A 23,558-nucleotide genomic window follows, 5' to 3' on the forward strand; every position below is an offset into this window, starting at 1 on the left:
GCATAGGAGGCAAATGGAATCAATAAAATAGATAAGAAAAAGGCAAGGTTGTATCTGAACATTAACGCGCACTTCACAGTAGATTGACAAGTGTCTAGGCAAAAAGCCATAGATTTGACGTCACTAATTTGGCACTTAGCCTATTAGGTAGGGACATGCGCAACATACAGTTCAAATAATCCGAACAATTAACATCTGTAAAAAACAAATTACTGAAGATGTTAAATAGAGAATCTGATGTCTAAATTAGAATCAAGACATTGAGTTAATTATCAGAAGGTTAATGTTTTAATGAGTGAGTTTTCACAGTTGTTACGTAACTTCAGAAAGGAACTTCAATTTACACAAACAGAGTTTGCAACCTACTTAAATCAGCTGGACGACGAGTTTAATGCGGTTGACGTCGTAACGATAAATCGTTGGGAAAACAGTAAGGTAAAGCCTAGTACATACAAAGCACTCAAGATCTTACAGTACCTTGGCGGAGATTTGTTTGAGACAATAAAGAGCTTTAAATCCGAACAAAAAGACACACTAATCGAACTGTTTTTAAACGAATCCTATGGCTCATTTCAAAGTAGAATTTCAGCTCTATCAGGCCTGAATCAACAACAAGGCAAACGCAACTTTAAGTCACGGCCTTTAATGTCAGAGCCGTGTGACACTGGCGTTATCGACAGAATCAAACTACTTTCTAAATTCACAAAAGTCGATATTTCGCCATTGGACCAAATTGATTTATATCTCTACTACTGTGAGAAAAAAGCACATGGTCACAAGCTGATCAATGTTGATGGCGACATTGTGAGTCACAACGTAGGCTTTTTCTTTGAAGACCATCAATTTGAAACATTAAAAACTCAAGAGCTAGATCTAAGAATGGCCTGCTCTTTAAATTCAAGCAAAAGCATAAATTATTTTAATATAAGCTCACACTCAGAGACAAAAGATCATGTTATTGAGCATATAGTTTCAGACATACAGTTACTTTCTCAGAACAAAAACATTAAAAAATATTCTGTTTTAGTAAAAGACCCCAATATGATGAGACTCTTGAAGAGTGTGGGGTTTGAAGTATTTAAATTTTCAGAACCTTCTGCTAAAAAATGTAATATTACATTCAAAAATAAATATTATAGCTACTGTATATTAACGATTGATAAAATAGACTATCTGACTAATCGGAACGTAATGTCACTAATCAAAGATGAATATTCTACCATGATGAAATTTCCGCAATTACTGCGCGAAGCGCGCAAGAAATTGAAGTTAACGCAAAAGGATTTTGCGGCATACATTAATCACTTAGATGATGAATTCAGCTCTGTAGATGTCGTAACGATAAATCGATGGGAAAATAGCAAAGTAAAGCCAAGTAATTACAAAGCCCTAAAGCTACTGGACTGCCTTGGTCTGGACTTGTATACAACGTTGAAATCCTTTGATTCAGAAGATAACGAAGACAGTGCATTACTTGAAGACTTCCTTCGTGAGAGGTTCTTTTCGTTTCAAAGCCGAATATCGTCTATCACTAAAGGGGAAATAGAAGAAGGCTGCGACTGTCAGATCATGCCACTAATGACAGATCAGAATGACAAATCAGTAATAGATAGAATAAAGCTGATTTCACAATATACAAAGGTGGATCCTTCAGCTCTTGATACTATCGACCTGTTTCTCTATTGCAGTGAAAAAAAGGCGCATGGCAGAAAAATGGTCGATGTTAATGGCGATATTGTTAGTCATAGCCTAGGTTTTTTCTTCAACGAAGAGGTATTCGAGCAATACCAAAATAAACATCTACATATTAAGCAAGCCTGCTCTTTAGATTCTAATCATAACTTAAATTACATTGTGGTTAGCGGTCACTCTGAGAAGCGTGAACAATCTATTGCGAACCTGATTTCCGATATGAAGCTTCTTGCAAGAAATACTAAGATTAAAAAGTATTCCATGATCATAAAGAACCCAAGTGCATTGGAACTTATGAAGAACATCGGATTTGAAATATGGAAGTTTTCAGAACCAACAGAACAAAAGTCGAACATCACCTTCAAAAACAAAAACTACCGCTATTGCGTACTGACTATCGACAAGATCGAATTACTGAGTAATAAACATGTTATTTCTTTTATTAGTAAATATGGTTAAGCACCGGATTTTACCAACGATAGAAAGCTTATACTAAATTCTGCTTAAGCTTTTCTTCCAACGCTTGGATACACAGCTTGATGGCGATAGGCGTATTTGAAGCAAATGGGTTTAGCGCATAAACCGTGTTGGTGGGTAATTCAAAGCTTGGCAGCACGTCGACAACATCACCAAATAACTGAGGAATGCAGAAATCTGGAATCACACCGATACCAACACCTGATTTAATCAGTGCAAGGCAACTGTGGAACGAATTGGTGACGCAACTAGCTTGCTGTTGGTAGACAAAGTCCTGCTCAGTTTGAGAACTAAAATGATGAGTCACCTGCTTTCCCTGCCAAGAGTTTGCAATGTAAGGAATCGATTCAAGCTCACGTTTACGCATGCTTTCAACGCCACATAACACATCTTTAAACTCACCTAAACGCTTTTGCTTTAAGTTACTGTCACGAGAACTGCCCACTCGTACCGCGAGATCAATATCGTGCTCCATGAAGTCTAAATGCTGATCGTCGCTTATCAGTTCTGGCTTTAACTTCGGATATTGTTTCATCAGATCGGCAATAACAGGCGCTACCAATAAATCCATCAAGGCATTCGGAGCTGTGATACGAATCCGGCCTTGTGGCTCTTCTAGCTCGGCTTTTGCCATATCCCAAGCCGATTCAGCGATCACATTGATGTCTTTGCAACTCAAATAAAAGCGCTCACCCATGCTTGTCAAAGTTTGTCTTCGTGTTGTGCGTTTAAGGAGAGAGGCGCCTAACTCTTGTTCTAGAATTTTGAGATGTTGACTGACGACAGATTTAGACAACTCTAACTTTTCAGCCGCAGCCGAGACTGAACCCTGATCTACGATATGAGCGAAAATCGACATCTGCTTTAGCTTACTCATCTTATTGTTCTCTTTTTACAAACAGTATTTTCTATTATCTCTGTTTTTCAAATCAATTTCCAAGACTAAACTCAATTCAACTTATCGAAATACCAAATAAAAAAGACAGTGCTCGAAACAAGACTGTTATGGAGAAAGACAATGTTAGACAACCAAATTTTAGAAGCATGTAAGCAAGGCATTAACGCGTGGCAAAAGGCTTTCAACAACCAAGATGCGAAAGGTTGTGCCGATCAATATACTAAAAGCTGTGTAATGGAAGCGCGTCCATTTGGTACTTTTGAAGGTCATGAAGCGATTCAAGCATTTTGGCAAAACATCATCGACCAAGGTTTCAAAGACGTTGATTACACCGATGTAAAATGGGAAGAGCACACAGACGGCGGTTACATTCTTACCGCGAGTTGGACAATGAACAAAGCGTTTGGCGTTGTACATCATGAACACTGGGCACTTGAAGCCGATGGCTGCGCTCGCTTAGTCAGCGACAACTTCGAAGTTCAAGGCGAACGCTAGAGCTGTAATTAACAGCTAGAAGCTCAAAAATAGAAACAGAAAACAAAAAGCCAGCCATCCAAATGGACTGCTGGCTTTATAATGTTCACTCTTGTCGCCCTTTCACTTGGTTTGAAGGTGATTGAGTGACTCTACACAATCACTCAACACGCTCATCATTTCAAATCAAAGTGTCTGGTAAGACAGAACAAATACAAGTCAAAGTTACAGTGCTGCTTTCTTCGCTTCTGTAATCCAACCATCGAACGTGCTTTGGTTCGCTTTGATCCAACCGTTTACGTGCGCTTCGATATCAGCAGAGCTGTTCTTACCTTTACTCATCATCATGTTCTGAGCGCTTACATCATTGATGTTAAGTTTGATGATTTCAAAAAGCTTCGCTGCTGATGGGTTGTTCTTAGCAAACTCTTTATTCGCAATAATGCGCATTGAGTTCATTTCGAAGCCGTAGTTTTTGCCGTTAGATAGCGTCGTATCCACGTTCGAACGCTCGCCAGGAAGTGCTGAGAAAGGAACTTCTAACCAAACTACATCTTCGTTAGGCACCAATACGCCACTTACCCAGTAAGGTGTCCACGTGTAGTAAAGGATTGATTCACCCTTTTGGTAACGAGAAATTGTATCTGCAATGATTGCAGCGTAGTTACCTTGGTTGTGAGTTACCGTATCGTCCAGTTTGAACGCTGAAAGTTGGTGTTCAATCACCATCTCACAACCCCAACCTGGGTTACAGCCTGTTAGGTCTGCTTTGCCATCACCGTCCGCATCAAACAGCTTCGCGATTTTTGGATCAGTTAATTGACCAATGTTGGTGATGTTGTACTTTTCAGCCGTTTTCTTATCAATTAGGTAACCTTGAGCAGCGCCGCTTACATATTGGCCTTCACGGTAGAATTTCTCATCACCACCTGCCATTGTGTATTTATCAGCATGAAGCGGGAACCAACCTACCGTTAGGAACGTTGCGTCACCCTTTGCAATCGAGGTGTAGCCTACGTTGTAGTCCACTTCTTGAGTTGATTTCACGTCATAACCCAGTTCTTCTAGAGCACGGTTAACGATCAATGTTTGGAATGTCTCTTCCGCTACAGACGATTGAACAGGCTGAACTGATACGCCATCACCCGGTAGGCTTGCTGCCCACACGTTAGTCGATACCGCTAATGTAGAAACGATGCTTACTGCGAGTTTAGTCTTCCATGAATTATTCATTGGTGTTTTTCCTTAATTGAAGTTCTGATTTGTTACCGCGATTAAGTACATTCAGTACAAGGGAAACAGGTCCCATGCGATACCAGCGTAATTTTGTATTACCAGCGTTGACACCAAGTACTTGGGTGATGCGGTCTAATAAGATGGCTAAGATAACGATACCTAAGCCACCAACAGCGGCCAGTCCCATATCTAAACGGCCAATACCTCTCAGTACCATTTGACCTAAACCGCCTACCGCAATCATTGATGCGATAACCACCATAGATAGCGACAACATCAGTGTTTGGTTCACGCCCGCCATGATAGTTGGCAATGCAAGTGGCAGTTGAATTCGGTAAAGCATCTGCTTTTTGCTTGCACCGAATGAGTGACCCGCTTCGATCAATTCTTCCGGAACTTGCTGAATACCCAAAATGGTCAAACGAACAACAGGAGGAAGTGCGAATATGATGGTCACCACGACACCCGGAACGTTACCGATACCAAACAACATGACGATCGGTACTAAATAAACGAAGGCTGGTGTGGTTTGCATAGCATCCAAAATTGGGCGCACGAATTTAGCCGCTGTGTTACTTCGAGCGAGCCATATCCCCATGGGTAAGCCAATCAATAGGCAGAAGAATACGGATGTCATGACCAGTGACAATGTGGTCATTGCTTCAGACCAAGCGCCAATCAAGCCAATGAAAGTCAAAGATACGGCCGTTGCAACGCCAAGCTTCAAGTTTGAAAACTGCCATGCCACTAGAAACAAGATGATCAACATGAATGGTGCTGGCGTAGACACCAACGCCGTTTCAAATGAACTTAGGATAAAATCGATAGGCACACGGATTGCCTGGAATAATGGGCGTCCGTGCTCAACTAACCAATTCAGTCCAGACTCAACCCAAGTGTCAACAGGCAGCACAGCCTCTGCAAAAGGGTTAAGTGGATCAAAAGGTGTCGTTTCAACGGTTTCGCTGCTTAACCAATCCGCTGACGGTGAGGTATCAGCGGATTGACCCCAAGGATCACTTGCAGGTTGAGCTGGAGGAGCCGATTGAGACCATGGGTCATTATTTGTTTGTTCAGACGACATGATCTACCCCTTATCCAATGTTTGTAACAGTCGTGACTTAGTCACCACGCCAAAGTAATTACCTTGCTCATCCACAACAGGCACTGAGTAAGGCACACCACCAACTAGGCCAAGCACATCATTGATTGGTAAATCAGGGTTCAGCGTTAGTCCATCATCGAGCTGTGCGCTGATGAGTGATTTGTTCTCTTTGTGGGCTTTACGAAGCGAGTCGATAGAGACAATGCCGGAGTAACGGCTGCTCTTCTCAACTACGATGCCGTACTCGCGGTCGTTATCCATCAAAATTTGTAGAGCGGACGCTGGGCCATCGTGTTCTGATTTTTTAAATACCGCAGCTGGCTTCTTACGCGCAATGTCTTTCACAGTAAGTACGCTTGCTACGTTCACACCACGGAAGAAAGCTTCGACATAATCATTCGCTGGGTTACTAAGAATATCGTCTGGAGTACCTACTTGAACCACTTCGCCATTTTGCATAATCGCAATTCGGTCACCGATACGCATCGCTTCATCCAAATCATGCGAGATAAAAACAATGGTTCGTTTATCGTCATTTTGAAGGCGAATAAGCTCATCTTGCATTTCCGTACGAATCAAAGGATCGAGCGCCGAGAACGCTTCATCCATCAACAAGATATCTGGGTCACATGCTAGTGCACGAGCCAAACCAACACGCTGCTTCATACCACCAGATAGTTCATCTGGGTAAGATTCTGAATATGCGCCAAGGCCAACACGTTCAAGTGCTTCAAGTGCTGACTGCTTTCGTTGCTCAACTTCAACACCCGCAAGCTCTAGACCAAATGCGGCATTCTCGATGACCGTCATATGCGGCATCAAAGCGAAATTTTGGAAAACCATCGAGATGTTGTTGCGGCGAACTTCGCGGAGTTCATCTTCTGAGATGTGGGCAATGTCTTTGCCTCGAAGAAGCACATTGCCTTTGGTTGGTTCGATCAAGCGGTTAAGAAGGCGTACTAGGGTTGATTTGCCAGATCCTGACAGTCCCATTATGACGAAAATCTCGCCTTCTTGGATACTAAGAGAAACATCGTTAACGCCGATCGTTAGCCCTGTTTCTTCGAAAACTTTATCTTTATTTGCGCCTTCATTAATCATTGTAAAAGCACGGTCGGTGTCTTCACCAAACACCTTGTACAGTCCCTTAACTTCCAGTATGGGATCCATGTAATCTAATCCTTTCTCAGTTATTTAAACTTAAATTGGTTATTTAAACCCGAAAAACAATTAGCACTCTAAGTAATTGACACGTGTAAATCAAGGTTCTTCGCTCGGTAAAACAAGGCAACAGACTGAAACCAGACCAGCAACAACAAGACCAAAAAATAAGCAAAAACAAAGCAAGCCACTGATAATAAAAGGGATAAATTAGATAAGCGTACGGCCAATATTATGTATTACGTAGTCGTAGATTATTGAATATTAATTTTACATTAGAGTGATTAATAGGCTGAATGAACCAACAAAAGCCACAATTAGTTCGTGCACAAATAATTCGAATACGAACTATTTATTAAGCTTTCATGATGTTTCCGAGGCGAAAGTTCGCTCGGTAACAAGGATAAGATCGACTCTCAATCTCTACCTAAAAACCAAAGGTCAACCGGCTAAAGTCAGCGAGTTGAAATCAACCTTTTCAACCAAGAATTTTAATACGTCACACCAACTGTGATACTTGCTGCAAACTGTCAATTGGTGATTATCTAAGCTGAACTTCAACTTGTAGAGTGCTCATTACTGAGCCATTCTTTATAAAAGAAATAAGCATTTTCCCGTGACGAAATAGAGAAAAAGACAAGGAATTCGAATGATAAAAATGTTGGTGTGTGACTTTGACGGTACGCTTGATGGAGGCTCATCTCACGGTGTTAACCAGCTATTTGATTACCTCACAGAACAACCTGATATTCGCTTTATCATCGCGACAGGAAGAACATTACCTTCGATTCGAATGGGTTTAGAATCGGATAACTACCCGAAGCCACACAGTATTATTAGCGATGTGGGCACCAAAATTCATCATGTTCATTCCCAAAAACCAGACCATGTTTGGCATAACCAACTGGAAGCTTCTTGGAACAAAACAAAGGTAGAGACGGCTCTCGCACCCCTTGATTTTATGGGTGAGCGCATAGAAAACCATCAAGGCGATTACAAGATCACCTTTGAAGGAAAGCTTTCAGAGCCTCAACACGAACTGATTGAATCTAGCTTGGAGATGCACGGATTAGATGTTCACCTTACTTACTCTCATGATTGGTACTTAGATATCACACCAAAAGGCGTTAACAAGGCGACTGCGATTCACCACCTACTCGAACAACACGATTTGAGCGTTGCAGAAGTGTGCGTCGCAGGTGACTCAGCTAACGACACCTCAATGCTCACCATTGAAGGCGTAAACTCGATACTGGTTGCTAACCATTACCCAGAGGTTGCTCACCTATCGGATAGAGACAACGTATACACGAGTAGAGCAACACATGCTGAGGGTGTCTTAGAAGGCCTTAAATACTGGCAAGGGCGTGCGTCGAGTATCCGATAAACGCCAGTTCGCCATTAACAACAGATTAGAATCAAACAGGCTTCTAGCCCTACTTCCAGCCTGGGAGCCAATTTTGATTATCAGTAAGCTCTCGCCAATTGATGTTTTCTTCTCGTTTAGTCATTACTGCCTCTATCATGCAGCGCACTACTTCCCCTTCATCAAATTCAACTTCTGTGACCATAAAGTGCTTTTCTTTCTTCAAAGGGCTAACGGCCGTCCATTTACTGCGAAGTAGTTTCTTTGGATTGATTCGATTCATTGGTTCTGTCCTGTCTTAGTTTTTTAATACTTTATCTATAATCCTCAAAGAGTTAAAAAGATCACTTCAAGTTTAAAAAGCCCACGATTCAAACCCAGGTAAGTCATAACTAAAATCAATAAAACAAATCGTAAACTCGATACAATAGTTGTCACCAGAACAAAAACCTACTTCCCATGAGCCAAACAGAATTCCAACAAAAAATAGCGAGTTTCACTGCCATCGAACAAGCGCTTGATTATTTTGAGATTGGCTTTGATAGCAAGTTCATCGACCAAAATAGAGTCGAGCTTATGAAACGCTTTAATGGTTATCTGATCCTGTCAAAACCCGATGATTGGTTCTCAGGAAGAAGAGCGCTGAAAAACGCTTATTGTAAGGTTCAACGCAGCAAGTTAGATCGCCACACACGTTCAGCCTGTCGTGGGTGTACAACTTGTCAGCGTCGATAGATAGGAAGTACTGCTCAAAGTAGAGAACTAAAAAGTAGATAGTTGAAATAACATCTCATTACGATTTAGTTAGTGGTTTGCTCGAAAAAAAGTGTGCTAGTCTTACGGCAACTCAACTACGAGATAAAAACTACAATGAAAATTTTCAGCAATTTCGAAAGCGGCAACATTCACGTCGTTTCTGCAGATTCACCACAAAACATTCAACTGACGATCCCAGCAGACTATCAAACTGAAATCTCTCAGTGGTTTCACTTCCGCTTAGAAAGTGAAGCTCAACAATCTCACCACTTTGAAATCGGTCAATTGGCAACATCTGCCTACCCTGAAGGCTGGAAAGATTACGATGTAGTTGCATCGTATGACCGTGAAGAGTGGTTCCGTATCCCATCTCAGTTCGATGGCGATACATTAAGCTTCGATATCATCCCTGAACACGATTCAATGTACTTCGCGTACTTCGCGCCGTACTCATACGATCGTCACCAAGATCTTCTGCACAATGCTCAAACGCACCCTGCTTGTAAGCTTGAAACTCTAGGTCAGACGCTAGACAACAACGACATCACTTTGCTAACCATCGGCGAGCCAAGTGAAGAGAAGAAAAACATCTGGGTTATTGGTCGCCAACACCCTGGCGAGACGATGGCTGAATGGCTGATCGAAGGCCTGCTACAACGCCTACTTGATGAAACAGATACGGTTGGTCGCTCTCTTCTAGACAGCGTTGTGTTCAGAGTTGTACCAAACATGAATCCAGATGGCAGCATCCGCGGTCACCTGCGTACTAACGCGATTGGCGTAAACCTGAACCGCGAATGGCAATCACCTTCTATGGAACGCAGCCCAGAGGTATTCCTTGTTCGCGAGCGTATGCTGGAAACGGGCGTTGACCTGTGTCTAGATATTCACGGCGACGAAGCGATTCCATATAACTTTGTAGCAGGTAGCGAAGGCACACCTTCTTACAACGAGCGCATCGCGAAGCTAGAGAGCCACTTCAAGCAAGCACTGCTCACTATCACGCCAGAGTTCCAAGATGAATTTGGTTACGATAAAGACGAACCAGGCAAAGCAAACATGACAGTTGGCACAAACTGGATTGGTGAGCAATTCAAGTGTTTGGCTTACACCGTCGAGATGCCATTTAAAGATCACATCAGTCACGCTGACGAACTTTACGGCTGGTCTCCAGAACGAAGTGTCGCGTTTGGTCACGATATGCTAGCCGCAGTTTGGGCTACAGTAGACGAGCTATAAGGCGAACTAAGCTCATTAGCTTTACCTGTATCGCCTTTGGTTTATAAGAATCTGGGCTATAGATAGAACAAAGCCCAGCACTTGTGAAAGTGCTGGGCTTTTTAATATCGGCTTGGATGAGTGAATCTAACTTTAAAAGCTTTCTATGCCACTCTGAGGCTAGCAAAAAACACTGGGTATCTTTGCCTAATGTGGCGTTGTTCAGACACCATATCTTTGAAGCTCGGACCTTGTGATAACTGAACGATCACTTCGTCACCTTCTTGTCGCAATACAGCACCGCTAATATCGATACTGTTGTTGTCATGCAACCTCAAGGTGCCGGCCATTGAAAAGCCACGATAAACCGGAATGATGTTACGCATCATCAGGCGTACACCCTTTTCAGAAACTTCGCTGACATGAAAAAGCTCATCCTTAATTCGCATCACCGGACGAGCCTTTTGAGGGTACTTTAAGCGGTAATATTTGCGTTTCTGGGTGAATGAATCTTCACGCATTGGTGACTCCCTGTCTCTGTTATTTCGGTCAAGCAATAGGCTGTAGCTTCAATTGGTCTCAAATAAACACATTCACCAAATTGATAGCTAATAATTATATCGACTTCCCGAGCTAATGCTTTAGAGATTTATACAGAGAAACACTGATTGCTTAGCATTCAGTAAAAAATGAGAACTGAATCGGAAATGAAAACTAAGATGGAAACGAGAACTAAGCCGGAAATGAACTGAGCCAATAGCTAAAAATCCAATTCTTCGCGTCGTACTCTAAAGCTGAAACAATGCCAACTGAATGCTGAAGCCCACGAATAGAACCCCACACACAATGTTCATCATTTGCGAGGTGCGCTTTTGAACCAACAAGCGCTTAAAGGTATCCGCCATTAAGATCACAACCAAGAACCACATCGACACCACTGACGCTTGAATTGCACCGAGTATCAAACTGTCTGTCACAATCGCATCTGTTGAAACAAATTGAGGGAATATAGAAAGATAAAACAGGACGATTTTAGGATTCAGTAGATTAGTGAGGAGCCCTTTGAAAAATTGGCTGTAAAGCTTACTTCCCGATGCACTGACCACAGAGAGCACACCCTCTTGAGCGCGCAGCGCCGCACGAAAATGGTTATACCCAAGCCAGACAAGATACAAAACCCCAGCCCACTTTAGCCCTTCAAAGGCCATGGGAGTGTTCGACAGTAATAGGCTTATGCCGTTGGCCGAGATAAAGGCGTGAAAAAAAACCACATGACACGCCCAACACGTTCACAAATGCGAACAGCTTCTTTGAGTTAAGGCTGTGCTTAATACCAACAGCGCATTTGGGCCCGGGATAATGGCAATAAAAAACACGATAACGATAAACAGCCAGATACTGTCCCAACTCATTTCGATCTCATTTCATGAACATTTTTAGGGCGGACATTGTACGTCCATTCAGTGCCATTACAATATGATAAACGCTTAATTATCGCGTATAGCTAACAGACATAATTCGCGCGTATAATGAATGTGTTTATCGTCTAACATACAAAACTGATTCTCTAACATTTGTAGCCCTGATAGACTCCACCTCCTTTTTGATACTTGGTTCATTTATGTCATTTGATAGCCTAACCCTTAACGCAAAAACCGTCTCCGCGCTCTCATCTCAATTCAATAAGCCGACAGAGATACAGCAAGCGGTAATTCCTACCATTATTGCGGGGAAAGACGTACTCGCATTGGCTCAAACGGGCAGCGGTAAAACATTGGCGTTCGGCTTACCTTTACTGAATAACATCAACCAAGATGTGAATGAACTGCAAGCACTGATCATTGTTCCAACCCGTGAACTTGCATCTCAAGTGACCAAATCTTTAGAACCGATCGCGACAACGCTCAATATCAAATTGGTAACGCTAACGGGCGGCGTAAATACTGATGATCAACAGCAACAATTATCGACTAAACCACAATTAGCCATCGCCACACCGGGCCGCCTACTTGCTTTAATCAAAAGTGATGAACTGGATATAGCTCGGTGTTCATCATTGGTTCTTGATGAAGCCGACCGCCTGATCGACATGGGATTTTGGCCAGATATTCAAGCGATTACTTCAGCACTACCGAGCAAACGTCAGTCACTGTTGTTCTCTGCGACACTTCCGCCCGAATTAGTAGGTCAGGCTGAAGAGCTTCTTTCAAATCCAGTTAAGGTCACGACACATCAAGAAAACAGCGTGGTCGCGGCTATTGAAGAAACCCTGTATTTAGTGAACAAAGGCAGTAAAGCTCAAGCACTTATCGCCCTACTTCATCAGACCCCATGGCCGCAAGTATTGGTGTTCATTGGCGCAAAAGATAATGCCGACGCATTAACCAAGCGATTGAATAAAGCCAAAATCAGTGTGAGTGCGTTACATGGAAATAAGAGCCAAGAAGAACGAGAGCAAGCATTAGAAAGTTTCAAAAATGGCGAGACTCGTGTGCTTATCGCGACAGACGTGATGGCTCGCGGCATCCATATTGATCAGCTGCCTGTCGTGATTAATTTTGATTTGCCGACACACTCCGCAACTTACGTACACCGAGTTGGTCGCACAGCAAGAGCAGGAAGCACTGGTTGCGCTATCTCTCTGGTTAGTCACAGCGAAACTGACTACCTAAATGCGATTCGTACTCTGACCAATAAGCCTCTTGTGCTACAAGCATTAGAAGGTTTCCCTGTTACAGACAAACCTGCATCTGAAGTGACAGCTCGCAAACGTCCACCTAAAGACAAAATGGCTAACCGAAGAACCGCAAAGAAGAAAAGTGCTAAGCAATTTAAGAGCAAGCTAAGTTCTTCAAAATAACCAGCTCTTCAAAATAACCATAGAAAATCGATTAGCCCAGTTTGCACTGGGCTTTTTATATGCAATCAAATGTAAAATCACAACCTATCGACTCAGACAAAATGCCAATTTAAATGACACTTTTGTGAATTATGATGCCAAGGTATTGATTCTTGGTTGCTCAAAAAAAATACTTTCTGATCACGTTGACGCCCCTATATCTGGCAACTAGATTTTTCTATTAGTGTCTAAAAACCGGGAGGTCATTGAAATGAAACGTGCAAGCTCTACATATCGATTACAACTGATTAAGGAAGTGGCTACTCGCCGAGATCGTCAGAGTTCCAATGACCCAATGGCAAACTACATACAAAACCTAATCGACAACAAAGACGACTGTGATACCTCGGTGGAACGCAACCAGAGGTTCAGTGGTAGTCATTTTGATGAGCATATTGGTGGTTGGGTTAGCGACCACTGGGGTAGCAAGTAGTCCGATATCTCCAGTCACTCGTGTCATAAATAAAGCAGCGTAACCGCTGTAGAATTTATCTCCGCATTAACCTATCATCTGCAACAAATCCCTATCATTGAGTAAGCAGAAAGTGTCTGAGTTAAAAAGAGAAAAAGAAGTGATGGTTGCCTTCCAAGTGATCCCTCGCGTTAAAGAAGGCAACAACTTCGAAGTAGTTGATAAAGCCATTGAAGTTGTGAAAGCAGCCGATGTCCCTTTCCAAGTTGGTGCGATGGAAACCACAATGAAAGGTGAACTCAATCAATTACTCGATATCGTTAAAAAAGCAGAACAAGCTTGCTACGATGCAGGGGCGGTAGAAGTGATCACAAACATTAAGATTCACAGTAAAACCACCGAGGCCGATGATACATTTTGCACGTACCATCGTGGTGTAACGAAAGCGAATCACATGTTTGTTTAATCACATTTTTGTTTCTGAAAACTGAGCTTTAAGAAAGGCTCTGAAGAACCAGTGGTGTTATTGGAAAGGCATGTCTGATAGGTGAGAAAGGATTTCCATTCGTTCTTCTTCTGACATCGAATGCCAATCACGCGGAGTCTCTTCAGGGTCATCTTTTGCCCCGATCGGTTTTCGGTCAAGTGCTTTGACTGGCTCTTTTTTGATTTTTACGTTCTTTTTATTCATACCGACACCACTCCTTCTGGTACAAAGGTACCTACTTTAATATTACACCCCAACCATTATGTAAAGTAATAGTTACTTCGGAGTTAAATAAAATCTAAATACTTCCTCTTTAGCCAAAAAGATCTCTTTGGGGACTGGTATTTCCCTCTTCATCGACCTGCTTACCAATCAAGTTTTTTTGATTCATTATTTTTCTTCTATAGCGCTGACGACACAGCTTTATCACGTGCAATTGTTCTGACGGTGTCATCGACATCCAATTAAAGCGCTCTTCTCTCTTGCGCATACAACCGTTGCAATAGCCTTTGTCATCGCTTGAACAAACCCCAACGCAAGGGCTTGGAACTTGGAAAAACTCTAACTGCTCCACCATGCCTCCTTACACATTCAAAATTACGCTTACTCTCTCAAAAATAAGCGATTAATTTGTCGCCTGGCTCATGAAATCCATACTAAACTATGACCTTATACTGACACATATAGTGTTTTGTAAACTATACTTTGAACCCATCAAGTTACACTTATCCGGTAACTTCGTTCTTTCCTTTGGAGCCTTATAATATGAAGTTTAGTTCAAAAAAATTACTAGCAGTAGCCGCTTTACCTATGATGCTAGCAGCATGCACAACAACAGGTGACAACGCGATGCAAGTAACACCAACCGATCTACAGCACCATAATTGGGAACTTGCGCAAATTGATGGCAAGGACATTGTGAAAAGCGAAGACCAAGCAGCTCCTCGTCTAGAGATCGGCGAAAAGATGACTGCAAACGGCATGGCTGGTTGTAACAACTTCTTCGGTCAAGGCGAGCTGAAAGACGGTCAATTCCGTATCAAGCAAATGGGCATGACAATGAAAATGTGTCACGGCTCTGCGATGGAAATCGAACAATCGGTTTCTGCTACTCTAAGCGAGTGGAGCGACGTAACGCTAACAAACGATACGCTAGTACTGAAAAACGATGTACACACGCTAACGTACACAATTCGTGACTGGGTAAACTAATCCGTCATCGAAACCAAATACTGATTAAAGGAGCCTGATGGCTCCTTTTTTATTGTCAGCTTGCCCTCACTACTTCTTCAAAATTGACGCTCATCGCCGACTTTTCGTACCAACCTCCAATAAACCTCAAAAATCTCTCATTTAGATGCAATAAATTCAACGGTTCAGCGGTCTGTTGCTAGGATGGCAAAAGCCTAGAGTCTGTCGAGTTTTCGAGATGATTACGTATCGAACAAAACTCAACCGAGAACTCCCTGCTTGTTCTCAAGTAATTGATTGAATTTACTGTTGAATTAGAATTTATTTCAGAAACAGATAGAATAACTATTAGGGCATGTTGATCTTTCGTTAACCACGAAGGGTCAATACGCAATAGGGAGTTCGAAAATACAATGCTCTTGCCCGTTCACTACCAAATGGAAAAGTTTATGAACAAGATAGTAAGTACGTTAGGAATCATGGCAACCGTTGCATACAGCGCAACCATTTATGCTGATGAAGCAACATCCACCGACAGCTGGAACCAAATAGAACAGCAGGCAGAGGGAGAAACTGTCTACTTTCACGCTTGGGGCGGAAGCCAAGAGATCAATCGTTACCTACAGTGGGCAGGCAAGAAATTACAAAGTGACTACGGTGTCACGTTAAAGCATGTGAAAGTGACCGATATTGCGGAAACCACCACTCGACTGCTTGCTGAAAAAGCGGCAGGAAAGAACAGTGAAGGCAGCGTCGATATCGTCTGGATTAATGGCGAGAACTTCCGTTCGATGAAAGACAACGCGCTATTGTTTGGGCCATTTACGGAATCACTTCCAAATTGGCAGTATGTCGATAAGTCTCTGCCAATTGATGTCGATTTCTCAGAGCCGACAGAAGGCTTAGAAGCACCGTGGGGCGTGGGACAACTGGTGTTCATTCATGACCAAGAAACACTTCACAACCCGCCACAATCATTCTCTGAGATGTTAAGCTACGCTCAGGCTTTCCCGAACCGCTTAAGCTACCCTCGCCCACCAGAGTTTCATGGCACGAGCTTCATTAAGTCACTACTGATTGAACTAACAAACAATAACCCTGCGCTGGCTCAGCCGGTTTCAGAAGACAACTTCCAAGAAGTAACGGCACCACTGTGGGCTTACTTAGATAAATTCCATAAAGTGGCGTGGCGCGGTGGAAAGCAGTTCCCAGCAGGCACATCGGAAAGCATCCAACTTCTGGATGACGGACAGATCGATCTCGCGATTACGTTTAATCCAAACTCTGTTTATTCAGCACAAGCCAGTGGTCGCTTAGCCGAAACCACTAAGGCTTATGCTCTAGAAAGCGGCGCTCTATCTAACATTCACTTCCTTGCGATTCCTTGGAACGCCAATGCAACCGCGGGTGCTCAAGTGACCATTAACTTCTTACTGAGCCCTGAAGCACAGTCTCGCAAGGGGGACCTCAATGTTTGGGGCGATCCTTCGGTTCTGAGCAGCAAGTACCTCACTGGCAGCGCTAAAAACACCCAGCAATTTAAATCGGTTGATGAACCACACCCTAGCTGGCAAAACGCGCTCGAGAAAGAGTGGCTTAAGCGATACGGTAACTAGTCTTCATGCTACGCGCTCTATATTTTGTTGTTATAGCTGTATGCATTATCCCGACCATTCCTGGGGTAGCGGGAGTCGTGGCTTCGTCACTGAGTTTCATACCGCCCCTTGGTTTAGAGGAGCCGACACTCAACGGTTTTAGCCAAGTCTTTCAATGGGAAGGGGCTTGGCACTCTATTGGCTTAAGCCTAGGTTCAGCAATTGCAAGCAGCTATATAGCCTGCTTCCTGACCTTTTGTATTCTTCAAGCCTCTTGGGGAAACAAGTTTTGGAGAAAGATTGAGTTTACGCTATCGCCAATGCTTGCCATTCCACATGTAGCTTTCGCTATCGGCTTTGCTTTTCTGTTTAGTCCAACGGGGCTTGGCGCAAGAGCGGTACATCACTTGCTCGGCGAATCGGCTACCAGCTCTGAATTGGCTTTGTTGATCAAAGATCCTTACGCGTTTGGCCTAATCATTATGCTCGCACTCAAAGAAGTTCCTTTCTTGTTGCTGATGAGCATATCGATACTTCAACAAATCGATGTAGAACGTATCACTAAGGTGAGTGCATCACTCGGTTACAGCCGCGCTCAGATCTGGTGGAAGTGTATTTTCCCACAATGGTTTACTAAGCTTCGCTTCCCAATGCTGGCTGTGCTCGCCTATAGCGTCTCGGTTGTCGACATCGCTCTGATCATTGGCCCAACCAACCCACCGACTTTTGCCGTTTTAGTGTGGCAATGGTTCAACGATCCAGATCTTAACCTACTTCCTCGAGCTGCTGCTGGTGCGATCGTTTTGTTTGGTTTAGCTTCGTTGATCATCGCCTTGGCGCGTTTAGTTGAATGGGCGGTTCTCAAGTACTTTCGAACTTGGCAGTATTCAGGAAGAACAGGGGCTAACTTGCCGGGGAAAACCGTATTCACAGTCCTTGCTAGCCTTTCATTGCTGATCATTCCTTTAATGGTAATTTGGAGCGTTGCTCAGCGTTGGCGCTTCCCCGATTTACTGCCGAGCCGCTACAGCATGCGTTTTTGGGAGTTCGAGTGGGATGGCATCATAAGCACCGTTGGTCAAAGCTTATGGATTGGTCTGATTGCTGCTTCAATCGCTTTGTTGCTTGCGCTGATTGCTCACGAATACAGAATCAAATACAAGTGGCAAGTCCCAGGCTTTATTATCGCTATTCCAATGTTAATACCTCAACTGTCAGTGTTGTTCGGCATGCAAATCACCACTCTATACATTGGCAGCAGTGCCTACGAGCTTTGGGTTATTTGGGCGCATGTTTTCTTCGCCTTTCCATTTGTGTACTTGTCTTTGGACGGCCCATGGAAAAGCTTCAACGATGGGCTGATAAAAGCTTCATTGAGCTTGGGTAAATCGCCATTTCAAAGCTGGTATTCGATCAAGCTGCCTATATTACTGCCCGCCATCGCCTTCGCTTGGGCGGTTGGGATCAGTGTGAGCTTAGCTCAGTACCTACCGACATTGATGCTCGGTGCTGGTCGTATTAGCACCATCACCACAGAAGCCGTTGCCCTAACCAGTGGTTTCGACCGCAGGGTAACCGCAATTTATGCCATTTGGCAGGCCTTGTTGCCTCTGTTCTTTTTCTCTTTAGCGATATTAGTCAGCCGACTTCAACTTAGATATCGCCGTCTTACTTTTAAAGGTTTCCTAAGTAATGAGTCTGTACCTCAACGACCTCGCCATCCGTAAAACCGATGGAGATTCGCTGTTCTCAGCGCTAAACGTCACATTAGAATCTGGCCAAATACTGGCTTTGATGGGGCCGAGTGGCTGCGGAAAGTCGACCTTACTGGATGCGATTGCTGGTCACTTAAGTGAAGAGTTTTCGTACTCTGGCACCGTTGTGTTGAACAATATTCAGCTCGACGAGCTTCCATCACATCAGCGTGAAGTCGGTATTTTGTTTCAAGATGACTTGTTGTTTCCGCACCTCAAAGTATGGGAAAACTTGGCCTTTTCGTTACCGAACTCTGTTAAAGGTTCCGCTCGCCAAAAACAAGCAATGGCTGCACTAAAAGACATAGAGCTAACTCACTTAGCTGAATCTTTCCCGGATCAAATATCCGGCGGTCAACGCGCAAGAATAAGCTTGACTCGTATGTTGTTAGCCAAGCCTAAACTCGCCCTGCTTGACGAACCGTTCAGTAAGTTAGACCAAGAGCTCAGAGCACAATTTCGCGATTGGGTCTTCGAACAGCTGACCAAAGCGAATATCCCTACATTAATGGTCACGCACGACGAAGCCGATGTACCTCAAGGGGCAGAAGTACTGTCTTGGCCATGGAGAAGTAACCATGCTGGATAAGTACTCCATTAAGGTCATTAAGTGGCCATTAAATCAGTCTGCTAAGTTACTAAACCAATTGGGTATCACGGCCAATCAAACCACGTTATTCGGATTTCTGATTGGGTGTTTAGCGTTTCCAGCGTTGGCATTTCAACAATATGAGTGGGCGTTAGGCTTCATTGTGTTTAATAGAGTATGTGATGGGCTTGATGGAGCCTTGGCTCGAATCCAAGGCATTAGTGATGCGGGCGGTTTCCTCGATATCAGCCTAGATTTCCTATTCTACTCGCTGATCCCTTTTGGATTTGTCATTGCCAACCCAGAACACAACGCCATTGCCGGTGCGTTTTTGATCTTCTCTTTTATCGGCACAGGCAGCAGCTTTTTAGCGTTTGCGGTTATGGCAGGCAAGCGAGGCATTGAAAACCCAGTCTATAAGCATAAGTCTCTGTACTACATGTCAGGGCTAACCGAAGGCACTGAAACCATCGCCTGTTTCATCGCGTTCTGTATTTGGCCTCAACACTTTGCAGTTATCGCTTACACCTTTGGTGCAGCTTGTTGGCTAACCACGTTCATGCGTATTTATTTTGGTTTTCAGACACTAAAAAACCAAGCTAGTTAATAAATGAGTTAGTTTCTTGCACCTATAAAAACGCCGCTCATTGTGAGCGGCGTTTTCTATATTAGTATGGATAATGCCCGCTAAATCATGACATCAAGCTTCAGCTGAAGCCGTGATTTTAAACCTCAATACCTTTAGGCTTGAATCAAGGTCGACATCGACAAACTCAGGCGGGTTGTCCAGACGCTCAATGAACTCAACGCTTGGTGCTTCTTCTGCCATCGTCTCAATCAGGAAGTTTGGTGATACTGCTGGTGAGTTCACACACGCAATCACTTCACCGCCTTCAGTTAGAAGTTCAGGCAAACGACGTAAGATTTTTTTGTAATCTTTGGTTAGAGCAAAGCTGCCTTTTTGGAACGAAGGTGGATCGATGATAACGAGCTCGTAAGGACCGCCCTTCTTGATTTTCCCCCACGACTTAAAGATATCGTAGCCAAGGAAGTTAACCGAGCGCATATCGTGTTCATTCAGACGGTGGTTATCGCGACCTTTGTTTAGCGAGCCACGTGACATGTCCACGTTCATGCATTGACGAGCGCCACCAGCGATAGCCGCGACAGAGAAACCACAAGTGTATGCAAACAGGTTAAGAACGTTCTTATCCTTGGCATTATCTTGTACCCACTGACGACCATTACGCATGTCTAGGAACAAACCGAAGTTCTGATTACGGCCAATGTCTAATTGGTACTTAAGGCCATGCTCAACCACAACCGGAGAGTCATTCAACTCACCACATAGAACCTCTGAAGGCGCACCATCGGCATAACGGTGTTGCAGAACAATGCTTGTGCCCTGCTTTGATTGCCAGATATCTTTGTTGGTGAGTTCAACCAATCCAGCTTTAAGAGATGACAAGAATTCATCGTCGACTTCTTTAAACACGTTAACCAGTAGCTGTCCATCAACCCAGTCACATGTCAGTTGCTCTAGACCAGGCCAAAACTTACCGCGCCCGTGGAAAATACGGCGTAGTTCGTTTGGTACTTCATTAAGTTGCTGTTCAATATGACTAAAAAACAGAGGTAAAGCTGATGCTTCCATTATTTCACTCACTTAGTGTTTAGCTTTGGCCAAGTTAATGACCAAGGTTCAAGCCAACTGTCCAAACCGTTCGACACGGTTTCTTGATGCCACTTCTCACCCAAGGAGTTTAGGCTTCTTGGATCGCAGACATATTCGTAGGCTTGTGATTGATAGGCAAATCGAATCGCGAAGGCATGCAGATAACCTCTGTCAGCCTCACTCGATGGATTATAAATAGGGTCACCAACAATGGCTGAGCCGATCGACTTCATCGCGACACGGATCTGGTGAGTTCGCCCCGTATAGGGTTTGCATAACAGCAGACGCTCACCGGGTTCAGCCGTTGCTGATAAAAACTGAGTAATCGCAGGGTTCTCTTTGGATGTCAGAAGTTTCCAACTTGAGCGTCGTGAGCGCTCCATGTCTCCTGAGATCAAACCTTGCTTTTTCTTTGGCTTCTTAGAACCGATCGCAAGGTAGTATTTCTCTACTTCACGCTTTGCAAATAGCTGTGAAAGCTCGCTCGCCGCCGACGCATTTTTTGCCAGCAGCAGAATGCCCGAAGTCATTTTATCTAGTCGATGAACGAGATACAGCTTAGGCTCATTAATTGCCTTAGCAACTTCTTGAAGCAACATGGTATCGCCATCGTCTTTGTGGACGCTGACTCCAGGGTGCTTATTGATAAGTAAAAAATCAGAGTGGTTCAGAAGAATATCGAACATTAAAGGCTAGCTCCATTGTAGAACGTGGAGTATACCTCGTCTGAACCCAGATTCCAGCTACGAAAAAGCCCAACTCACTCAATAAATATTGAATCGTTGGGCTTCTTTTCAGCAACTAGCGATCAGTGCGTGGTCTTTACTCGATTACCAATAGGTAAATAGAACCAAGCTACCGCTTTACCCCAGTTTAAACTTACCAACTAATGATTCTAGCTCAGCAACCTTAGCGTTCAAGCCTGATGTATTTTCGGAGCTACGAGTTGCTAGCTGCAGAGATTGCTCAGAGATATCGCTAATCGCGGTAATGTCCGCTGCAATTTCTTTGGTCACAGCCGTCTGTTCTTCTGCCGCAGTCGCAATAGAGTTAACCATGCTTTGTACATTGCCCGCACCGCTCACAATCGCTTCTAGAGCCGAAACAGCACCTGAGCTTTGCTCAACACCAATCTCAACTAAACGACAGTTATCTTGAGTGTAAGTCACCGCTTCTTGAGTGCCCGATTGAATCGATTGAATGATGCCCGAGACTTCTCGTGTCGCTTTGGTTGTTCTTTCTGCTAGCGCTCGCACTTCATCGGCTACCACAGCAAAACCACGACCAAACTCGCCTGCACGTGCCGCTTCAATTGCAGCGTTAAGAGCTAACAGGTTAGTTTGCTCAGCAATGTCTTCGATTACCTTGATAACGCTACCAATCTGCTCACCGTGAGAACCTAGAGTATTCATTTGCAACGACATATCGCTCATTTGAGTCGACACTTGTTGAATACTCGCCACCATCTCAACAATCACGTTGCGGCCATCTTCTGCAGAGGTTTCTGAGCGACGTGCTTCTTCATAAGTTGAAGTACCTTGCTGCGCCACTTCAGAAATGGTCAAGCTTAGCTCTTCAGCAGCCGTTGCAATCAAGTTAGCTTTGTCTGCTTGAGCTGATGCACCAGTAACGATGTCTTGGCTAATAGAAGAGAGCTCCCCTGTCACCGATTGGACTTGGTGAGTCACAGACGAGATTGAACCTAATAGGTCTACTAGTGATTTCTGCATCTGGTTAATCGACTTAGCCAGTTCAGCCAATTCATCACCAGAATCATCAATAATGTCGCCTGCCGTTAGGTCACCATTTGCTACACGTCGTGCTACTTGTTCTACACGAGTAAGACGATTGGTAATAGAGCTAGACAATAGATACGCAATCACACAACCAAAGACAATCGCAATAGCAGACAACACCATGATGGTGCGCTCGATGGTAGTAAACGTGTCGGTTAGTGTCAGTAGTGACTGTTCTGTATCTGCGCGCTCACTTGCTGACGCTTGATCCAGTAAGTTCTCAATAGGGATAAGATTGCTCTCATACAAAGATCGTAGCTGTTGAATATTGGCTAGTAGCGCAGCTTCATCATTGATCTTCGGCACAAGCTTTGATTCAAACTCTTGAGTGAAACGCCCCATCAGGTCTTCAATTCGCTGAATACGGCGGTGGTCTTCCGAACCTCTACTCTCCAAACGCTTAGCCTGCTCGATAGCTTGAGCAAATTCGTTCTTGCTGGTTCGATAATCATTGAGTGCGTTATCAACCAGTGTAATTGCACCAAGCGCATCTCGGTATACATCACCCGCTTCATCAATCAGTACCAGGTAGGTAACAGTACCCGGAACATCGTCCATTCTAATTTCATCTGCGCTCTGGTGCGCGCCGATAACTTCTATCCATACAATACTGACTAACGTAACAAGCACCGCCAATATAGAGCCAAAACCGGCATACAGTTTCTTTCTCACTGACAATTTCACACAACACCTACCTAAATTAAATACCGATCAAAAATTCTTGATATTCAATATATCGGCTAGGTGACGGATAACTTTAGTGAATGTAATGTTTTA

Annotated in this window: 24 protein-coding genes and 1 pseudogene; 13 read left to right on the forward strand and 12 right to left on the reverse strand. The window is 43.7% G+C overall.

Annotation, left to right across the window (positions count from 1 at the left end; translation table 11 throughout):
* The first annotated feature begins 291 nt into the window (after positions 1-291).
* On the forward strand, positions 292-2,151 hold the full coding sequence (locus tag AB4249_RS02335; protein WP_372102264.1) for a helix-turn-helix domain-containing protein: 1,860 nt from the start codon (positions 292-294) through the stop codon (positions 2,149-2,151).
* Positions 2,152-2,179: 28 nt separating this feature from the next.
* Here the strand turns inward: AB4249_RS02335 and AB4249_RS02340 are convergent, their stop codons facing one another.
* Positions 2,180-3,046 carry a LysR family transcriptional regulator gene (locus tag AB4249_RS02340; RefSeq protein ID WP_136979691.1) on the reverse strand — a complete coding sequence of 289 codons (867 nt, stop codon included), beginning with the start codon at positions 3,044-3,046 and terminating at the stop codon, positions 2,180-2,182.
* A gap of 141 nt (positions 3,047-3,187) precedes the next feature.
* Here AB4249_RS02340 and AB4249_RS02345 point away from each other — a divergent pair, with 141 nt between their 5' ends.
* Entirely contained in the window at positions 3,188-3,562 is a 375-nt protein-coding gene (locus tag AB4249_RS02345; RefSeq protein WP_372102265.1) for a nuclear transport factor 2 family protein, read from the forward strand.
* Positions 3,563-3,766: 204 nt separating this feature from the next.
* Here AB4249_RS02345 and proX read toward each other — a convergent pair whose 3' ends face one another.
* The 3 genes from proX to proV are packed head-to-tail and all read right to left on the reverse strand — an operon-like array spanning position 3,767 to position 7,052.
* Entirely contained in the window at positions 3,767-4,774 is a 1,008-nt protein-coding gene (gene proX, locus AB4249_RS02350) for a glycine betaine/L-proline ABC transporter substrate-binding protein ProX (RefSeq protein ID WP_372102266.1), read from the reverse strand.
* Positions 4,767-5,861, reverse strand: coding sequence for a glycine betaine/L-proline ABC transporter permease ProW (gene proW, locus AB4249_RS02355; RefSeq protein WP_102393819.1), 1,095 nt, complete (start codon positions 5,859-5,861; stop codon positions 4,767-4,769). Before proW ends, proX begins: the two co-directional genes overlap by 8 nt.
* A 3-nt stretch (positions 5,862-5,864) precedes the next feature.
* Positions 5,865-7,052 (reverse strand): glycine betaine/L-proline ABC transporter ATP-binding protein ProV, encoded by a 1,188-nt coding sequence (proV, locus tag AB4249_RS02360; RefSeq protein WP_017067805.1) that lies wholly within the window; start codon positions 7,050-7,052, stop codon positions 5,865-5,867.
* Between the two features lie 640 nt (positions 7,053-7,692).
* Between proV and AB4249_RS02365 the strand changes: the two genes are divergently transcribed.
* On the forward strand, positions 7,693-8,430 hold the full coding sequence (locus AB4249_RS02365; RefSeq protein ID WP_372102267.1) for an HAD-IIB family hydrolase: 738 nt from the start codon (positions 7,693-7,695) through the stop codon (positions 8,428-8,430).
* A gap of 49 nt (positions 8,431-8,479) precedes the next feature.
* Here AB4249_RS02365 and AB4249_RS02370 read toward each other — a convergent pair whose 3' ends face one another.
* Positions 8,480-8,692 carry a TIGR02450 family Trp-rich protein gene (locus tag AB4249_RS02370; protein ID WP_017065368.1) on the reverse strand — a complete coding sequence of 71 codons (213 nt, stop codon included), beginning with the start codon at positions 8,690-8,692 and terminating at the stop codon, positions 8,480-8,482.
* Positions 8,693-8,868: 176 nt separating this feature from the next.
* Between AB4249_RS02370 and AB4249_RS02375 the strand changes: the two genes are divergently transcribed.
* Both AB4249_RS02375 and AB4249_RS02380 read left to right on the forward strand, forming a co-directional pair.
* Complete coding sequence (locus AB4249_RS02375) at positions 8,869-9,144, forward strand: nitrogenase-stabilizing/protective protein NifW (protein WP_102333174.1); 276 nt, start codon at positions 8,869-8,871, stop codon at positions 9,142-9,144.
* A gap of 135 nt (positions 9,145-9,279) precedes the next feature.
* A complete protein-coding gene (locus tag AB4249_RS02380; RefSeq protein ID WP_017060330.1) occupies positions 9,280-10,404 on the forward strand; it encodes a M14-type cytosolic carboxypeptidase in 1,125 nt (374 codons plus the stop codon).
* Positions 10,405-10,547: 143 nt separating this feature from the next.
* Here the strand turns inward: AB4249_RS02380 and AB4249_RS02385 are convergent, their stop codons facing one another.
* Entirely contained in the window at positions 10,548-10,904 is a 357-nt protein-coding gene (locus AB4249_RS02385) for a hypothetical protein (RefSeq protein WP_017060329.1), read from the reverse strand.
* 267 nt (positions 10,905-11,171) lie between these two features.
* A pseudogene (locus AB4249_RS02390) lies at positions 11,172-11,795 on the reverse strand (LysE family translocator).
* Between the two features lie 209 nt (positions 11,796-12,004).
* Between AB4249_RS02390 and AB4249_RS02395 the strand changes: the two are divergent.
* The 3 genes from AB4249_RS02395 (at position 12,005) to AB4249_RS02405 (ending at position 14,160) form a co-directional block, all read left to right on the forward strand.
* Positions 12,005-13,243: a DEAD/DEAH box helicase gene (locus AB4249_RS02395; protein ID WP_372102268.1), complete on the forward strand. Its 1,239-nt coding sequence runs from the start codon at positions 12,005-12,007 to the stop codon at positions 13,241-13,243.
* A 250-nt stretch (positions 13,244-13,493) separates the two neighbouring features.
* Positions 13,494-13,715: a hypothetical protein gene (locus AB4249_RS02400; RefSeq protein WP_004734659.1), complete on the forward strand. Its 222-nt coding sequence runs from the start codon at positions 13,494-13,496 to the stop codon at positions 13,713-13,715.
* A gap of 142 nt (positions 13,716-13,857) precedes the next feature.
* Complete coding sequence (locus AB4249_RS02405) at positions 13,858-14,160, forward strand: thiamine-binding protein (RefSeq protein WP_017065764.1); 303 nt, start codon at positions 13,858-13,860, stop codon at positions 14,158-14,160.
* A gap of 57 nt (positions 14,161-14,217) precedes the next feature.
* Here the strand turns inward: AB4249_RS02405 and AB4249_RS02410 are convergent, their stop codons facing one another.
* Positions 14,218-14,385 (reverse strand): hypothetical protein, encoded by a 168-nt coding sequence (locus tag AB4249_RS02410; RefSeq protein ID WP_017060325.1) that lies wholly within the window; start codon positions 14,383-14,385, stop codon positions 14,218-14,220.
* Positions 14,386-14,494: 109 nt separating this feature from the next.
* Positions 14,495-14,758, reverse strand: a complete 264-nt coding sequence (locus tag AB4249_RS02415) for a DUF1289 domain-containing protein (RefSeq protein ID WP_017060324.1) — start codon at positions 14,756-14,758, stop codon at positions 14,495-14,497.
* Between the two features lie 188 nt (positions 14,759-14,946).
* On the opposite strand from AB4249_RS02415, the gene AB4249_RS02420 reads away from it, so the two are divergent.
* The 5 genes from AB4249_RS02420 to AB4249_RS02440 all read left to right on the forward strand — a co-directional run bounded on the left by AB4249_RS02420 (position 14,947) and on the right by AB4249_RS02440 (position 19,917).
* Positions 14,947-15,393: an META domain-containing protein gene (locus AB4249_RS02420; protein WP_004734625.1), complete on the forward strand. Its 447-nt coding sequence runs from the start codon at positions 14,947-14,949 to the stop codon at positions 15,391-15,393.
* Between the two features lie 428 nt (positions 15,394-15,821).
* Complete coding sequence (locus AB4249_RS02425) at positions 15,822-16,988, forward strand: ABC transporter substrate-binding protein (RefSeq protein WP_017060323.1); 1,167 nt, start codon at positions 15,822-15,824, stop codon at positions 16,986-16,988.
* Between the two features lie 5 nt (positions 16,989-16,993).
* Positions 16,994-18,694 (forward strand): ABC transporter permease, encoded by a 1,701-nt coding sequence (locus AB4249_RS02430; protein WP_372102269.1) that lies wholly within the window; start codon positions 16,994-16,996, stop codon positions 18,692-18,694.
* Positions 18,660-19,310: an ATP-binding cassette domain-containing protein gene (locus AB4249_RS02435; RefSeq protein ID WP_017065359.1), complete on the forward strand. Its 651-nt coding sequence runs from the start codon at positions 18,660-18,662 to the stop codon at positions 19,308-19,310. The genes AB4249_RS02430 and AB4249_RS02435 overlap by 35 nt, the downstream gene beginning before the upstream one ends.
* Positions 19,300-19,917 (forward strand): CDP-alcohol phosphatidyltransferase family protein, encoded by a 618-nt coding sequence (locus tag AB4249_RS02440; RefSeq protein WP_017060320.1) that lies wholly within the window; start codon positions 19,300-19,302, stop codon positions 19,915-19,917. The genes AB4249_RS02435 and AB4249_RS02440 overlap by 11 nt, the downstream gene beginning before the upstream one ends.
* A gap of 93 nt (positions 19,918-20,010) precedes the next feature.
* On the opposite strand, the gene AB4249_RS02445 is transcribed toward AB4249_RS02440, so the two are convergent.
* The 3 genes from AB4249_RS02445 to AB4249_RS02455 form a co-directional block, all read right to left on the reverse strand.
* Entirely contained in the window at positions 20,011-20,964 is a 954-nt protein-coding gene (locus AB4249_RS02445; protein ID WP_372102270.1) for a class I SAM-dependent methyltransferase, read from the reverse strand.
* Positions 20,965-20,972: 8 nt separating this feature from the next.
* Positions 20,973-21,671, reverse strand: coding sequence for a TIGR01621 family pseudouridine synthase (locus tag AB4249_RS02450; RefSeq protein WP_017060318.1), 699 nt, complete (start codon positions 21,669-21,671; stop codon positions 20,973-20,975).
* A gap of 177 nt (positions 21,672-21,848) precedes the next feature.
* A complete protein-coding gene (locus tag AB4249_RS02455; RefSeq protein ID WP_372102271.1) occupies positions 21,849-23,465 on the reverse strand; it encodes a methyl-accepting chemotaxis protein in 1,617 nt (538 codons plus the stop codon).
* Between the last annotated feature and the right edge of the window lie 93 nt (positions 23,466-23,558).

It is taken from the genome of Vibrio sp. 10N.261.55.F4, from assembly GCF_041470465.1.
Classification (GTDB): Bacteria; Pseudomonadota; Gammaproteobacteria; order Enterobacterales; family Vibrionaceae; genus Vibrio; species Vibrio crassostreae_C.

Bases quoted from the DNA above. Each gene is read 5' to 3' on its own strand.
- AB4249_RS02370 (WP_017065368.1), bottom strand. From the start codon at position 8,692: ATGAATCGAATCAATCCAAAGAAACTACTTCGCAGTAAATGGACGGCC.
- AB4249_RS02405 (WP_017065764.1), top strand. From the start codon at position 13,858: ATGGTTGCCTTCCAAGTGATCCCTCGCGTTAAAGAAGGCAACAACTTC.
- proW (WP_102393819.1), bottom strand. From the start codon at position 5,861: ATGTCGTCTGAACAAACAAATAATGACCCATGGTCTCAATCGGCTCCT.
- AB4249_RS02340 (WP_136979691.1), bottom strand. From the start codon at position 3,046: ATGAGTAAGCTAAAGCAGATGTCGATTTTCGCTCATATCGTAGATCAG.
- AB4249_RS02410 (WP_017060325.1), bottom strand. From the start codon at position 14,385: ATGAATAAAAAGAACGTAAAAATCAAAAAAGAGCCAGTCAAAGCACTT.
- AB4249_RS02440 (WP_017060320.1), top strand. From the start codon at position 19,300: ATGCTGGATAAGTACTCCATTAAGGTCATTAAGTGGCCATTAAATCAG.
- AB4249_RS02415 (WP_017060324.1), bottom strand. From the start codon at position 14,758: ATGGTGGAGCAGTTAGAGTTTTTCCAAGTTCCAAGCCCTTGCGTTGGG.
- AB4249_RS02400 (WP_004734659.1), top strand. From the start codon at position 13,494: ATGAAACGTGCAAGCTCTACATATCGATTACAACTGATTAAGGAAGTG.
- AB4249_RS02450 (WP_017060318.1), bottom strand. From the start codon at position 21,671: ATGTTCGATATTCTTCTGAACCACTCTGATTTTTTACTTATCAATAAG.
- AB4249_RS02445 (WP_372102270.1), bottom strand. From the start codon at position 20,964: ATGGAAGCATCAGCTTTACCTCTGTTTTTTAGTCATATTGAACAGCAA.
- AB4249_RS02395 (WP_372102268.1), top strand. From the start codon at position 12,005: ATGTCATTTGATAGCCTAACCCTTAACGCAAAAACCGTCTCCGCGCTC.
- proX (WP_372102266.1), bottom strand. From the start codon at position 4,774: ATGAATAATTCATGGAAGACTAAACTCGCAGTAAGCATCGTTTCTACA.
- AB4249_RS02335 (WP_372102264.1), top strand. From the start codon at position 292: ATGAGTGAGTTTTCACAGTTGTTACGTAACTTCAGAAAGGAACTTCAA.
- AB4249_RS02430 (WP_372102269.1), top strand. From the start codon at position 16,994: ATGCTACGCGCTCTATATTTTGTTGTTATAGCTGTATGCATTATCCCG.
- AB4249_RS02365 (WP_372102267.1), top strand. From the start codon at position 7,693: ATGATAAAAATGTTGGTGTGTGACTTTGACGGTACGCTTGATGGAGGC.
- AB4249_RS02375 (WP_102333174.1), top strand. From the start codon at position 8,869: ATGAGCCAAACAGAATTCCAACAAAAAATAGCGAGTTTCACTGCCATC.
- AB4249_RS02345 (WP_372102265.1), top strand. From the start codon at position 3,188: ATGTTAGACAACCAAATTTTAGAAGCATGTAAGCAAGGCATTAACGCG.
- AB4249_RS02385 (WP_017060329.1), bottom strand. From the start codon at position 10,904: ATGCGTGAAGATTCATTCACCCAGAAACGCAAATATTACCGCTTAAAG.
- AB4249_RS02435 (WP_017065359.1), top strand. From the start codon at position 18,660: ATGAGTCTGTACCTCAACGACCTCGCCATCCGTAAAACCGATGGAGAT.
- AB4249_RS02380 (WP_017060330.1), top strand. From the start codon at position 9,280: ATGAAAATTTTCAGCAATTTCGAAAGCGGCAACATTCACGTCGTTTCT.
- AB4249_RS02420 (WP_004734625.1), top strand. From the start codon at position 14,947: ATGAAGTTTAGTTCAAAAAAATTACTAGCAGTAGCCGCTTTACCTATG.
- AB4249_RS02425 (WP_017060323.1), top strand. From the start codon at position 15,822: ATGAACAAGATAGTAAGTACGTTAGGAATCATGGCAACCGTTGCATAC.
- proV (WP_017067805.1), bottom strand. From the start codon at position 7,052: ATGGATCCCATACTGGAAGTTAAGGGACTGTACAAGGTGTTTGGTGAA.